Consider the following 12,533-nt stretch of genomic DNA (forward strand, 5'->3'; position numbering starts at 1 on the left):
CCCGTCATGGCACGGGCTGGCGCTTTTTACTGCTTTTATAACACGTCAAGTTGCCGAAGCAGTGCGCGAAGCTGCGCCGGCTTGACCGGCTTGTGGAGGATTGGCAGTCCCAGCGAGGACAGATGAGCCTTCGTGTCCTCGCTCCGGTCGGCGGTCACGACCATGGCCGGGATTGCCACACCTGCCATGGCCCGCAGCCGTTCGATGGCAATGTCGCCGGTCAATCCGTCATCAAGCTGGTAGTCGACGATCAGCATGGCGGGACCCTGCGCCAGCCCGTTGCGGGCAGCGGGATCGCCCGGATCGCGCGCCACCAGCACTTCCAGCCCCCAGTTCTCAAGCAGCGCTTCCATGCCCGAAAGGATCGCGGGATCGTTGTCGATGACCAGCACCAGCCCGCCGCTGCCTGCAGTCGAGGCGGGGATTGCCTCGGCTGCGCATTCCGTGCGGACCGGGTCAACCTTTGGCAGCAGGATAGAAAATGTCGAACCACGGCCGAGTTCGGTTTCCAGCTCCACAGTATGGCCAAGCATGATGGACACACGCCGCACAATGGCAAGCCCCAGCCCCTTGCCCGGAATCTTCTGTGTCTTGCCGACGCGGCGGAACTCGCCGAAGATCTCCTCGCGATCAGCTTCGGCGATGCCGGGACCGGTATCGTGCACTGCCACCCGCACCCCGCCCGCATCATCGCTGACCTCGACGATCACGTGGCCCGCCTCGGTGTAGCGGATCGCATTCGACACGAAATTCTGGAGGACACGCCGCAGCAGTCGCGCGTCCGAGCGGACCCACAGGTCAGTGTCGGGCACATCGAAATGAAGATTGCCGGCAAGAGCCAGTGGCGCGAATTCCACCTTGAGCGCGTGCAGGATGCCACCAAGAGCATGATCGGCGATCTCGGGCTGGATTGCTCCAGCATCGAGGCGTGAAATCTCGAACAGGGCCTCGAGCAGGTCCTCCACCGAATCCAGCGCGGTCGAAGCCTGGCTGACCAGCGCGCGCGGACGTTCCGGCAGGCTCTGGCCGTCCATCGCCGATACGAACAGTCGCGCGGCATTGAGCGGCTGGAGCAGATCGTGGCTGGCCGCGGCAAGGAAGCTGGTCTTCGAGCGATTGGCCGTCTCGGCCTCGTTCTTGGCTTCGACAAGCTGCCGATTGACCTCGACCAGTTCGGCCGTGCGCTCCTCGACGCGGCGCTCCAGCAGTTCGGCGGTTTCGGTCAGCGAGCGCTGAAGGCTGACGTGGTCGGTCACGTCATCGAAGGTAAAGACCATCCCGCCGCTGCCAAGCGGGACCGAGCGGATCACGAAATGCCGGCCATCCATCAGGCACTCGGCCGAAAGCTGCCGGGTGTCGCCTTCCCGCCAGGCAAGGCTGTCAACGCAGGCGAGACCGAGGCGCCAGCTGCACCATTGCACAAGCTGCACATGGCTTTCGACATGGCGCATCAGATCCGCGCCTGAAAGCCCGAGCACGCGGACGAGGCCTTCATTCCATGCCTGCATCCGGCGCTGGGCATCGAACAGGCAGACGCCTTCTGACAGGGTATCGAGCGTGGCCTGCAGTGCAAGGTTGCGCTCTGCCAGTTCCAGCGCGCGTTGGCGGGCATCCTCAGCCTTGACCGAGGTGATGTCGGTATAGATGCCGACGATGCCGCCATCGCTGGTGCGCAGCTCGTTGATCTGGATCCAGCGCCCGTCGCCCAGCGCCTGCACATGCGCGCCCTCGGCGCGGCGGTGCCACTCGACCCGGTCGCTCAGCCAGCGATCCGGCGCCATGGCCGCGCCGATCGTCGATCCGGTAATGGCGACGCGGCTGGCCATCTCGGCAAACTCGGGCGAGTCCTGCGAGATCGGCTCGATTGCCGGAAACAGTCGCAGAAAGGCGCGATTGCACAGGATCAGCCGGTCGTCGGCATCGAACAGGGCAAAGCCGTCGCTCAAGGATTCGATGGCATCGCGCAGCAGCACGCGGGCAATGGTGGCGTCCTCGTTGGCAGCGGCGAGTTCGGCCATCGCGGATTCCAGCGCACTCGTGCGGTCACGAACGACGGATTCAAGCGCGATTGCCGTCTCGAACATCGAGAACGCGCCGCCCTCCATGTCGACGGAGCGTTCCACCCGGTCCATCAGCGCGGCGTTGATCTTTTCAAGCTGCCGGACGCGCGCGCGCAGCGCAGTCACCTCGTCCTCGCCGTTGACCATGGCGGGGGCAAGGATGCCGGTGAGATTGGCGCTGCTCATCGACCGACGGCGAGACCGGTGAAGGTCTGGTTCATGTGCGCGGCGCGGAACTGCTCGCCATAAGTGTTGAAGCCGAACACGCGGTTGGCAACATACATGCGCGAAACGGCGCCGGCCTGCTGGCGATCCTCGGCATCGAGCCGGTTCAATACGCAGTCGAAGCCGACGACATGATCGATCTCGCCGACCTTCCGGCCGATCTCGTCGAACAGGGCGTCCATCTCGGCAAGCCGGTCGACCGGCTCGCCGATCGAAAGGACGACGCCGGTATCGATCGCGCAATAGAACGTCAGCGAGCCGTCATCATTGGCGGTCTGGATCGAGCGGACGTGGAACTGGCCGCCAGTGCGCACGATGGGCGGATAGGCTGCGAAGAACTGCGCGTTCAACTCGCATGGCGGACTTCCCGCAAGACGACGGTATTCCTCGGCGGCGGGCGCAGCGTTGATTTCGGTGACGACGCGCGATTCGGCGTCGGCCTCGGTTATCACCATCTTGGCCGGGCCAGGGCGGTAGAAGCTCTTGCAGAAGACATGGAGCGGACGGCGGCTGGTCAGCAGCACGATCACGGCGGCGTCCTTGTGGAAGGCGCCCTCATGAAGGATCGCGGTATCGCGGAAGGACAGGCCATCGCCGCTGGACCCGCCGATAAGCTGGATGTCACCCAAGGCGTGCTGCGCCGTCATCGTCAGCAGCTCCTCGCGGTGGGACAGGCCATCGACGAAGAACAGCGCAACCTGATGCAGCCCCTCGGTCTGTTCGCGGCGGGATTGCGCGACAAGCTGGCGGATCGCGCCCTGTGCGGCATGCGCATCGAAGTTGTCGAGATCGTCGAACCGCAGCGAGGTCATCGCAAACGGGCCTTCGGGGAAGCCGATCAGCACGACCGAATGGGTATCGTATCCCTGATCATTCAATTCGCCCGCGCTGGTGCAGCCGAACAGACGCACATCGGGCATGGCGCGCGCAAGTTCGTCCTGCAGGGCATCGCGTGGATAGCTGTTGGAACAGAACAACAAGGCACCCGCCAGCTTGCGCCCGGCGATGCATTCGGCCAGTTCGGCTACTGCCAGGCGCGGATCGGCGGCGCGCGAGGTGCACGCGATCATGCGCACTTCGTCGACTGCCGTCATGCTTTCCACAGCCATGCCCATCACCGCATCCTCCATGGCCTGACCTCTACCGGACCTTGCCACCACCTGCGTCAACCTAAGGTCAACCTGCCCTTTCGCCAAGCACCACGCTGTCACCCCGCAGAGGCTCGCCGGCAGCCTCTAGCGCGGCGCTTTCCTCGTCGGAGAACACCCGGCTGCGCACGATGAAACGCACGCCTTCGGGTGCCTCCAGGCTCATGCCCGCACCTCGGCCAGGCACCACATCGATGGTCACTTGCGTATGCCGCCAGTATTCGAACTGCGCCGCCCCGATCCACACCGGCGTATCCTCGGCCACGTGGCCGAGCAGCACGTCTTGCCCGCCGACGCGGAACTCGCCGGCGACAAAGCACATCGGCGCCGAGCCATCGCAGCAGCCGCCGGACTGGTGGAACATCAGCGGCCCGTGCTGCGCCGTCAGCCGGGAGATCCATTCCCCGGCCTCGGGCGTGTTCAGGATGCGGGGCGGCAGATTGGTCATCCGGCCTGGCAAATCATGACCGTTGCCCCGCCCGAGGCAAAGTTCGGAATATCACCAGTCGCGGCCTGCGCTTCGGCAGAGCCCATGCCTGCGGCCATGGCGGCGGCATCGGCGAACCAGATCTGCGTGAGGCGATAATAGGGCGGCGGGCTGCCATCGGGACCGGGCAGGCCCTTGAGCAGGACGACCTTCTCGACCGACGGTATTTTCTCGGCGATCGGCATGTGCGTGCCGAAATAATAGGATTCGAACGCCTCGGGATCGGCAGGCGCGTGGTACAGCACGTTTACAACGACTTGGGCCATCGGTTCATCCTCTCTTGCTTGTCGCTTCACCTTTGCCCTCTTGCGGGGCCTTGGCAATCGGCAGATCACAAATGGCGACGGCGCGACCGGGACCTTCCTCCCTGCGCCGCGCCGTCTCCGTCCAGCGATCAGGCTGGCAATTTCATCATCCGCCTCAGAAGAACCCGAGCTTCTTGGGGCTGTAGCTGACCAGCAGGTTCTTGGTCTGCTGGTAGTGATCGAGCATCATCTTGTGGGTTTCGCGCCCGATGCCCGACTGCTTGTACCCCCCGAAGGCGGCGTGAGCCGGATAGGCGTGGTAGCAGTTGGTCCATACGCGCCCGGCCTGGATGCCGCGACCAAAGCGATAGGCACGGGTTCCATCGCGGGTCCACACGCCGGCACCAAGGCCATAGAGCGTGTCGTTGGCGATCTCGAGCGCTTCCTCGTCGGTCGAGAACTTGGTCACGGCGAGCACCGGGCCGAAGATCTCTTCCTGGAACACGCGCATCTTGTTGTGGCCTTCGAGCACGGTCGGCTTGACGTAGTAGCCCTGCGCCAGATCGCCCTCGTGCATCGCGCGCTCGCCACCGGTCAGGACCTTGGCGCCCTCATCGCGGCCGATCTGGATGTAGGAGAGGATCTTCTCCATCTGATCGTTCGAAGCCTGCGCGCCGATCATGGTCGACCCTTCGAGAGGGCTGCCCAGCTTGATCGCCTCGACGCGGGCAATCGCCTTCTCGATGAAGCGATCGTAGATCGATTCATGCACCAGCGCGCGGCTCGGGCAGGTGCAGACCTCGCCCTGGTTGAGCGCAAACATGGTGAAGCCTTCCAATGCCTTGTCGAGGAAGTCGTCGTCGTGGTCCATCACGTCGGCAAAGAAGATGTTCGGGCTCTTGCCACCCAGTTCAAGCGTGCAAGGGATCAGGTTCTCGGACGCATACTGCATGATCAGGCGGCCGGTGGTGGTTTCACCGGTGAACGCGATCTTGCTGATGCGCTTGTTGGTGGCGAGCGGCTTGCCCGCTTCGATGCCGAAGCCGTTGACGATGTTGAGCGTGCCGGCGGGCAGGATGTCGGCGACCAGTTCAGCCAGGACGAGGATCGACATCGGGGTCTGCTCGGCAGGCTTCAGGACCACGCAGTTGCCTGCGGCCAGCGCCGGAGCAAGCTTCCACGCCGCCATCAGGATCGGGAAGTTCCACGGAATGATCTGGCCGACCACGCCCAGCGGTTCGTGGAAGTGATAGGCGACGGTATCGTGGTCGATCTCGGCGATCGAGCCTTCCTGTGCGCGGACGCAGGCAGCGAAATAGCGGAAGTGGTCGATGGCGAGCGGAATATCGGCGGCGGTCGTCTCGCGGATCGGCTTGCCATTGTCGATAGTCTCGACCATGGCGAGGAGATCGAGGTTCGCTTCCATCTTGTCGGCAACCTTGAGCAGGATGTTCGACCGTTCGGTGGTCGACATCTTGCCCCAAGCATCCTTGGCGGCGTGTGCGGCATCCAGCGCCAGTTCGATGTCCTCGGCAGTGCCGCGGGCCACCTGACACACGACTTGTCCGGTGACGGGCGAGATATTGTCGAAATACGCACCCTTGACCGGGGCAACCCATTTGCCGCCGATGAAGTTGTCGAATTTCTCGCGAATGAGTGAAACGCCAGTGAACTGGCTAAGGGCCTGCTGCAACATCCTCCGGTCCTCCAGAAACTTGTTTTCGAGATCTGGAGAGAGTGTGCGCCCAAGCTGGCTTGCGGCCAATTGTACCTTGGAACGACAGGGAGGACACGGATCGATCATCGCAGCATGAGTGGCAGTGCTTGCGGCGCGCGGGAGAGCATCTGCGCGTTCTGTCGCCGCCTCATCGCGCCAGAACCGGGTGCATTGCGCAAGAAGTTCAGGGTGCGCGGAACCACGCACCCTTGAACCAGAGCGCCAGGTTGACCAGCGCAATCAGCACCGGCACCTCAACCAGCGGGCCGATGACAGCGGCGAAGGCCACTGGCGAGGCAAGGCCGAAGGCGGCGATCGCCACGGCAATCGCCAGTTCGAAGTTGTTCGACGCTGCGGTGAACGCAAGCGAGGCCGTGCGCTCATAGCCAGCGCCGAGCGCTCGTCCGGCTGCAAAGGCCGCAACGAACATCACCACGAAAAATATGACCAGCGGCAAGCCCACCTTGAGCGCATCCAACGGCAGCGCGAGGATCTCGCCTCCCTTGAGGCTGAACATCGCCACGATGGTGAAAAGCAGCGCTGCCAGCGTCAGCGGGCTGATGGTGGGCACGAAATGCGTTTCGTACCACTCCCGCCCGCGAGCAGCGACGAGCGCCTTGCGCACCAGGAAGCCCGCGAGAAAGGGCACGCCAAGATAAGTCAGCACGGCCTTGGCGATCATCGTGAAGTCGATGTCGACCACTTGGCCTTCAAGCCCGAAGACCGGCGGCAGGAACGTCAGGTAGAACCAAGCATAGGGCACGTAGAACAGGATCTGGAACAACGAGTTGAAGGCAACCAGCCCGGTAACGTACTCCGGGCTTCCCCCCGCCAACTGGTTCCATACCAGCACCATGGCAATGCACGGCGCGATGCCGATCAGGATCAGGCCAGTCATGTATTCCGGATTGTTCGGCAGCAGCAAGGCGGCCAATGCGAACATGAAGGCCGGCGCCACGATCCAGCACAGGCCGAACGATACGGCGAGCACCTTGCGATCGCGGAACACCTCTCCCAGTTCCTCGTAGCGCACTTTGGCGAGCGGCGGGAACATCATCAGGATCAGGCCAATCGCGATGGGAATGCTGGTCGAACCGACCGACATAGCGGCCAGCGCCCGAGGCACTGCCGGCACCAGGCTGCCCAGCGCTATGCCCAGCGCCATTGCGCCGAAAATCCACAGCGTCAGCCAGCGATCAAGAAACGCTAGGCGCGGTTTTTCAAACGCTTCTGCAGCCATCGTGGCCATCACGCCGCTCCTTCCATTGCGCCGATGCGGGCAAGTTCGCGCGTCAGTTCGGCTCGCGCCATGGTCTCGAACGGCAGGGCCAGCAGCGCGGCCACGCGCATTTCGAGCCAGCTCCATGTCTGCTCGAACGCGGCGTCGACTTCCGCCTCGCTCCCTTCAACGTTAGCCGGATCGGGCAGGCCCCAGTGCGCCTTCAACGGCGCGCCCATGAACACCGGGCAGGCCTCGCCTGCGGCATTGCCGCAGATCGTGATGGCTAGATCGATCGGCGGCGCGCTCGGCCCGCTGAACTCGTCCCAGCTCTTGGAGCTGAACGGCGCCACGTCGATGCCCTTGCGCGCCAGCAGCCGCAGCGCGCCGGGATGCGGCACGCCCTTGGGCTTGCTGCCGGCACTGTACGCGACGATCCGGCCCGCGCCCATCGTTCCGAGAATGGCTTCCCCCAGGATCGAACGGGCGGAATTGCCGGTGCACAGGACCAGCACCGAAAATGGCCGGTCGCTCATCAGCAACATCCCGCCTTTGCAGCCGGTGCGGCAACCTTCGGCGCGCAACACGCGCTGTCCGAAGCATTGGCAGACCCAAGCGGTGCAAAGTCCGGACTCTCGCCATATACGGTGCTTTCGCCCTCGGTCAGGAAGGCTTCCCAGATCACGCCATCGGGATCGGCGATCCAGCTTTTTTCGGACTTGGCGTAACAGCAGGTTGTCGCGCCCTCCTCGATCACTGGTCCCTTGGCATTGGCCAGACGGCCATAGACTTCCGCCAGTTCGCCAGCGCTCTCGACCTGCAGGCCAAGGTGCTCGATCCCCTTCACCGCGCCATCCTTCTGCGAGATGGCAAAGTTGATGCGCGGGTCCTCCAGCATCCACTTGGCGTAATCGGCCTTGGTCACTGTCGGTTCGGCACCGAACAGGCCGGAATAGAATGCGATCGACGCATCGAGATCGGCAACGCCGACATGGACATGGAAGCGCTTCATGCGACGTCCTTTTCAGAAGGTTTTGCAGGTTTGCACTGGGCAGGCGCGCAAGGCATGCCGCCACAGCAGTTCTCGGTCAGGAAGCCCATCAGATCCGCCATCGCGTCATAGTCGGCGGCGTAGAGGATGGAGCGGCCCGCGCGGCGCTGGCTGACTAGGCCGGCATTGGCCAGTTGGGCGATATGAAAGCTCAAGGACGAAGGCGCGATGTCGAGCGCCTCGGCCAGCGTGCCTGCGGCCAGCCCGTCCGGTCCGGCCTGCACGAGCAACCGGAAGGCCGCGAGCCGATGCTCCTGCGCCAATGCGCCAAGCGCGCGCACGACCGATGCTGATTCCACTCTTCGCCTCATTCGATTTGATATTTCAATAATAGTTGAAATATCCTAGCCTGCAAGGACAAATGAAAAAGGGCGGAGCCGAAGCCCCGCCCTTGTGTTTCAACCGATGTGAAAGGCTCGGCAGTTGCCGGCGCCGTCACGGCGCCTTGGGCAACGGGGTTCCTTCCGCAACAACGGGCAGCCAGACCGCGCTTGCGGCCGCGCCGCCACGCTCCAGTGTCACGGTCGCCTTCTGATAGTCCGCCTTCTTCGCGAGGAAGATGTTGGGCACGAACTTCTGCGGATTGCGGTCATAGAGCGGGAAGAGCGAGGACTGCACCTGCACCATGATGCGGTGGCCCGGCTGGAACACGTGGTTCACCGTCGGCAGGCGGAACTTGTAGCGCTGCACCTTACCCGCCGGAATTGCCGTCGGCTTGGCGAAGCTGTCACGATAGCGGCCACGGAAGATGTCGAGGCTGATCGGCAGTTGATAGCCCCCCATCTTGGGATCCGAACCCGCGACCTCATCGGGGAACACGTCGATCACCTTCACCACGAAATCGCCGTCGGTGCCAGTCGTCTTGGCATAGAGGTCCGCAATCGGCGCGCCCGATACTCGTACAGCGCTGGTCAGCACCGGCGTGGTGTAGGTCATGACGTCGGGCCGGCCATCGGCGTGGCGCTGGTCGCTCACCAGCCAGTCGCCCCAGCGCCCGTCGCTGAAGTTCACCGGGCGCGGCAGGTGGGGCACCGGCTTGTCAGGGTCGGAGACATAGGAATCCTCGCCCACAGCGCCCTTGTCGAAGCCCAGACCACCGGCCGATTGCAGGTAGATCGGCTTGAGGGGCGAGGCGCAGTCCTTCTCGCAGGCCAGCGGCCATTGCGTCAGCTTGTCCCAGTGGTTCTCGCCGGTGTTGTAGATCGCCGCCTGCGGCAGGTTCGCCGCCGGACCATCCTTGAGGTACTGGTTGAACAACGGCAGCACCATGTCCTCGCGGAATTGCTGCGCGGTATCGCCATTCCACTTGAACGGCCCCAGTTCGCGTCCGTCACGGTTGACCTGGCTGTGCCGCCACGGCCCCATGACGAGGAAGTTGTTGCCGGTCTTGCCCTTTGCCTTCAGCGCTTCCCACGCGGTGATCGCGCCGTACATGTCCTCCTGATCCCACAGCCCCTGTTCCCAGATCGTCGGCACGTTGGAAGGATTGGCCGCCAGCAGCTTGTCGAGCGCCTGGCCCTGCCAGAACTCGTCATAGGCGGTGTGCTTGACCATCTTCTGCCAGGCAGGAAGCTGGTCGAAGCCGGAGTTCTTCGCCCATTCGTTGGCCCCGCCGAGGCGGCGGAATTCCTCGTAATTGTCGTAGATCCCGGTCGCCGGATCGTCGCCCTTGCCCTTGTAGCCGGTCTGCGATCCGATCCAGCCGATGTTGGCAAGGCGAAACGCGCCGTAGTGGAACCAGTCATCGCCCATCCACCCATCGATCATCGGGCTTTCGGGCGCTGCCACTTTCAGCGCAGGATGCGGATCGAGCAGCGCCATGACCACGGTGAAGCCTTCATAGCTCGACCCGATCATGCCGACCTTGCCGTTCGATTCGGGCAGGTTCGCCTTGTTCACCAGCCAGTCGATCGTGTCATAGGCATCGGTGACGTGGTCGGTCTGCGTCTTGTTGAGCGGGCCGCGGACCGGACGGGTAACGATGTAATCGCCTTCCGAGCCATACTTGCCGCGAATGTCCTGATAGACGCGGATGTAGCCCGCCTTGACGAAAGCCTCGTCCGCCTGCGGCAAGGTTGACAGTATGTGCGGGCTGTCCATCCGGTTGGCGCGCGACTTTGCATCATAGGGCGTGCGCGTCAGCACGATCGGGGCGTTCGTCGTGCCCTTGGGATAGACGATGACGGTGTAGAGCTTCGTCCCGTCACGCATCGGGATCATCACTTCGCGCTTCACGTAATCGCGCGCATCCTGCGGCGGGGTGAACTTGGCGGGGATATCGCTCGGGGGGAAGCTGTCCTGCGCAACGGCAGCGCGGCCCATCACCGCCAGCGCCGAGGCTGCGAGCAGGGACAGCATTACGGGACGAGCGGAACGATGGGACATGCAGTGGCCTTCCGGTTGCAGCAGAAACGACTCAGTGCGCCTTGGCGCAGGCGCGACCGTATCGGCAGCAAGGGCAAGGTCCAGCCCATTCAGTGCATTGCAGCAATCTTTTGTCAGGAAAACCCGGGATGCCACCGCCAGCGAAACACCTCAACCGGGCGTTAATCCTCGATCATGCGCAGCATGCGGCAAAGGTCATGCGAAGCGGACTTCAGCCCCAGTTCCTCGCAAAACAGAAAAGCCTCGTTGAGATGATGACGCAGCATGAGCAGATTCTGTTCGGTCGAGGATGTGACCATGGACGCGGCTGCAGCGACCTCGCGCATCAATCCGGACATTGCCACCTCCCCTGCCAGTCACTGCCTTGATCGTACAGTCGACAGGCGGGAGAACCGTGACCCCTGCATTATGTTCCCGCAGGGATGTGCGCGTTAAACCTGGACGGGCGAAAACCTGCACCATTTGACATGCGTAATTTACCGAGCATGTGGCGTCAGCGCTTTTTACGCCCGGCAGTTATAGACCCTGTCAAATCATAGCGATACGCGACAGGAGCAGCCTTTAATGCTGGAATGGTTCGAAACGCAGGCGCCAATACGCGAGAAGTTCCGGGTTCTCCTGCTTGTCCTACTGGCAGCCTCGGCGCTCAACCTCCTTGCGGTGCCGGCAATCGAACTGTTTCCCGAACAGGCAATGCTGGCCGTTGGTGCAATCGCGCTTGTTTCTATGGGCCTGACCTTCACGATCATGAAGCTGGCCGCCGAGCGGGTGTGCCGACCGTATGTCGAGACAGTCGTGCGCATGGAAGCCATGGCGGCGGGCGATACCGATACGCTTATCCGCTACACGCACCACAACGATTGCGTCGGCCGCATGACCAAGGCGATGGAAACCTTCCGCCAGTCGATCCGGGCCTCTACCGACGTCGACACACAGCGCCGGATCATCGATCAGATGAATGCCGCACTGGCGCGGCTTGCCAATAACGATCTTACCGCCTCGATTACCGCTCCGTTCCCCGGCGAGTACGAGGCAATGCGTCTGAGCTACAATGCCGGCATTGCCAACATTGCCAGCGCACTCGAATCCATCCGCGCCCTTTCCGACAGCGTGCTGACCGGTTCGGAGGAAATCGACGCAGCGTCGGCTGACCTTGCGCGCCGAAACGAACGGCAGGCTGCGAACCTGCAGCGAGCCAGCGGCGCGATGATGGAAGTGACCGAGGCACTTGGCCAGACCGCGCAGCGCGCCGATGTGGCGCACAAGTCGGTCAAGAGCGTAGCGTCCAAGGCGACCGAGGGACACGAGGTTGCCGCCACGGCCATGGAATCGATGCACGAAATCGAGAAGTCCTCGCAGGAAATCGGCCGCATCGTCGGCCTGATCGATGGCATCGCCTTCCAGACGAACCTGCTGGCACTTAACGCCGGTGTCGAAGCCGCGCGTGCGGGCGAGGCCGGCAAGGGCTTTGCCGTCGTCGCCACCGAAGTGCGCGCGCTGGCACAGCGCTGCGCCGAAGCTGCGCGCGACATCAAGGGGCTGGTCGATACCAGCAGCACGACCGTCGCCAAGGGCGTGACCACGGTGGAGCGGACCCGGTCGGTCCTTGCTGAACTGACCGGGCTGATCGACGAGATCAACAGCTTCATCAACGAAGTGGCCACACACACGGGCGATCAGGTGCGCAACCTGGCCGGCGTGAGCGCCGACGTCGCCGAGATGGACCAGATGACGCAGCAGAACGCGGCAATGGTCGAGGAATCCGCCGCCGCCGCGCGCAGCCTGTCGGAGCAGGCCAACGCGCTAGCCGAGGGTGTCAGCGCCTTTGCCATCCCTGCGAGCTTGGCCGGCCACACGGCAACTGCGCGAATGCCTGCCGCCCGACCTGCGCCTGCCCCAGCCCCGCAGGCTGTCGATCACGCGCCTGCGCGCACGCCGCCGCCGCCGGTCAGAGGCAACCTTGCGCTGGCCGACGACTGGTCGGAGTTCTGACGGC

Annotated in this window: 12 protein-coding genes; 1 reads left to right on the plus strand and 11 read right to left on the minus strand. The window is 63.5% G+C overall.

Annotated features, from left to right (window positions below):
- Positions 1–35 precede the first annotated feature (35 nt).
- From B9A23_RS04715 to B9A23_RS22710, 11 genes are all read right to left on the minus strand, one after another.
- A complete protein-coding gene (locus B9A23_RS04715) occupies positions 36–2,246 on the minus strand; it encodes a hybrid sensor histidine kinase/response regulator (protein WP_254894992.1) in 2,211 nt (736 codons plus the stop codon).
- Positions 2,243–3,379: an FIST N-terminal domain-containing protein gene (locus B9A23_RS04720; protein ID WP_084277907.1), complete on the minus strand. Its 1,137-nt coding sequence runs from the start codon at positions 3,377–3,379 to the stop codon at positions 2,243–2,245. Before B9A23_RS04720 ends, B9A23_RS04715 begins: the two co-directional genes overlap by 4 nt.
- An 82-nt stretch (positions 3,380–3,461) precedes the next feature.
- Positions 3,462–3,881 (minus strand): DUF779 domain-containing protein, encoded by a 420-nt coding sequence (locus B9A23_RS04725; protein ID WP_084277693.1) that lies wholly within the window; start codon positions 3,879–3,881, stop codon positions 3,462–3,464.
- The gene (locus B9A23_RS04730; protein ID WP_084277908.1) at positions 3,878–4,186 is read right to left on the minus strand and encodes an EthD family reductase; all 309 of its coding nucleotides are present in this window, start codon (positions 4,184–4,186) and stop codon (positions 3,878–3,880) included. The genes B9A23_RS04725 and B9A23_RS04730 overlap by 4 nt, the downstream gene beginning before the upstream one ends.
- 154 nt (positions 4,187–4,340) lie before the next feature.
- Positions 4,341–5,861, minus strand: a complete 1,521-nt coding sequence (gene adh / locus B9A23_RS04735) for an aldehyde dehydrogenase (protein ID WP_084277909.1) — start codon at positions 5,859–5,861, stop codon at positions 4,341–4,343.
- Between the two features lie 205 nt (positions 5,862–6,066).
- Positions 6,067–7,131 (minus strand): ACR3 family arsenite efflux transporter, encoded by a 1,065-nt coding sequence (gene arsB / locus B9A23_RS04740; protein ID WP_139797325.1) that lies wholly within the window; start codon positions 7,129–7,131, stop codon positions 6,067–6,069.
- Positions 7,131–7,637 (minus strand): arsenate reductase ArsC, encoded by a 507-nt coding sequence (locus B9A23_RS04745; protein ID WP_084277911.1) that lies wholly within the window; start codon positions 7,635–7,637, stop codon positions 7,131–7,133. Before B9A23_RS04745 ends, arsB begins: the two co-directional genes overlap by 1 nt.
- Positions 7,637–8,113: an ArsI/CadI family heavy metal resistance metalloenzyme gene (locus tag B9A23_RS04750; RefSeq protein ID WP_084277694.1), complete on the minus strand. Its 477-nt coding sequence runs from the start codon at positions 8,111–8,113 to the stop codon at positions 7,637–7,639. Before B9A23_RS04750 ends, B9A23_RS04745 begins: the two co-directional genes overlap by 1 nt.
- Positions 8,110–8,451 carry an ArsR/SmtB family transcription factor gene (locus B9A23_RS04755; RefSeq protein WP_176217898.1) on the minus strand — a complete coding sequence of 114 codons (342 nt, stop codon included), beginning with the start codon at positions 8,449–8,451 and terminating at the stop codon, positions 8,110–8,112. Before B9A23_RS04755 ends, B9A23_RS04750 begins: the two co-directional genes overlap by 4 nt.
- Before the next feature lie 136 nt (positions 8,452–8,587).
- The gene (locus tag B9A23_RS04760) at positions 8,588–10,474 is read right to left on the minus strand and encodes a CocE/NonD family hydrolase (RefSeq protein WP_254895014.1); all 1,887 of its coding nucleotides are present in this window, start codon (positions 10,472–10,474) and stop codon (positions 8,588–8,590) included.
- 224 nt (positions 10,475–10,698) lie between these two features.
- Positions 10,699–10,875 carry a hypothetical protein gene (locus B9A23_RS22710; protein ID WP_176217883.1) on the minus strand — a complete coding sequence of 59 codons (177 nt, stop codon included), beginning with the start codon at positions 10,873–10,875 and terminating at the stop codon, positions 10,699–10,701.
- Positions 10,876–11,101: 226 nt separating this feature from the next.
- On the opposite strand from B9A23_RS22710, the gene B9A23_RS04765 reads away from it, so the two are divergent.
- Positions 11,102–12,529, plus strand: coding sequence for a methyl-accepting chemotaxis protein (locus tag B9A23_RS04765; protein ID WP_084277697.1), 1,428 nt, complete (start codon positions 11,102–11,104; stop codon positions 12,527–12,529).
- The last annotated feature ends 4 nt before the right edge of the window (positions 12,530–12,533 follow it).

Origin of the sequence: Novosphingobium sp. B1 (assembly GCF_900176395.1) — a bacterium.
Classification (GTDB): domain Bacteria; phylum Pseudomonadota; class Alphaproteobacteria; order Sphingomonadales; family Sphingomonadaceae; genus Novosphingobium.

Coding starts and splice junctions, on each gene's coding strand:
- B9A23_RS04750 (WP_084277694.1), bottom strand. CDS start 8,113: ATGAAGCGCTTCCATGTCCATGTCGGCGTTGCCGATCTCGATGCGTCG.
- adh (WP_084277909.1), bottom strand. CDS start 5,861: ATGTTGCAGCAGGCCCTTAGCCAGTTCACTGGCGTTTCACTCATTCGC.
- B9A23_RS04745 (WP_084277911.1), bottom strand. CDS start 7,637: ATGAGCGACCGGCCATTTTCGGTGCTGGTCCTGTGCACCGGCAATTCC.
- B9A23_RS04725 (WP_084277693.1), bottom strand. CDS start 3,881: ATGACCAATCTGCCGCCCCGCATCCTGAACACGCCCGAGGCCGGGGAA.
- B9A23_RS04765 (WP_084277697.1), top strand. CDS start 11,102: ATGCTGGAATGGTTCGAAACGCAGGCGCCAATACGCGAGAAGTTCCGG.
- B9A23_RS04715 (WP_254894992.1), bottom strand. CDS start 2,246: ATGAGCAGCGCCAATCTCACCGGCATCCTTGCCCCCGCCATGGTCAAC.
- B9A23_RS22710 (WP_176217883.1), bottom strand. CDS start 10,875: ATGTCCGGATTGATGCGCGAGGTCGCTGCAGCCGCGTCCATGGTCACA.
- B9A23_RS04760 (WP_254895014.1), bottom strand. CDS start 10,474: ATGGGCCGCGCTGCCGTTGCGCAGGACAGCTTCCCCCCGAGCGATATC.
- B9A23_RS04730 (WP_084277908.1), bottom strand. CDS start 4,186: ATGGCCCAAGTCGTTGTAAACGTGCTGTACCACGCGCCTGCCGATCCC.
- arsB (WP_139797325.1), bottom strand. CDS start 7,131: ATGGCCACGATGGCTGCAGAAGCGTTTGAAAAACCGCGCCTAGCGTTT.
- B9A23_RS04720 (WP_084277907.1), bottom strand. CDS start 3,379: ATGACGGCAGTCGACGAAGTGCGCATGATCGCGTGCACCTCGCGCGCC.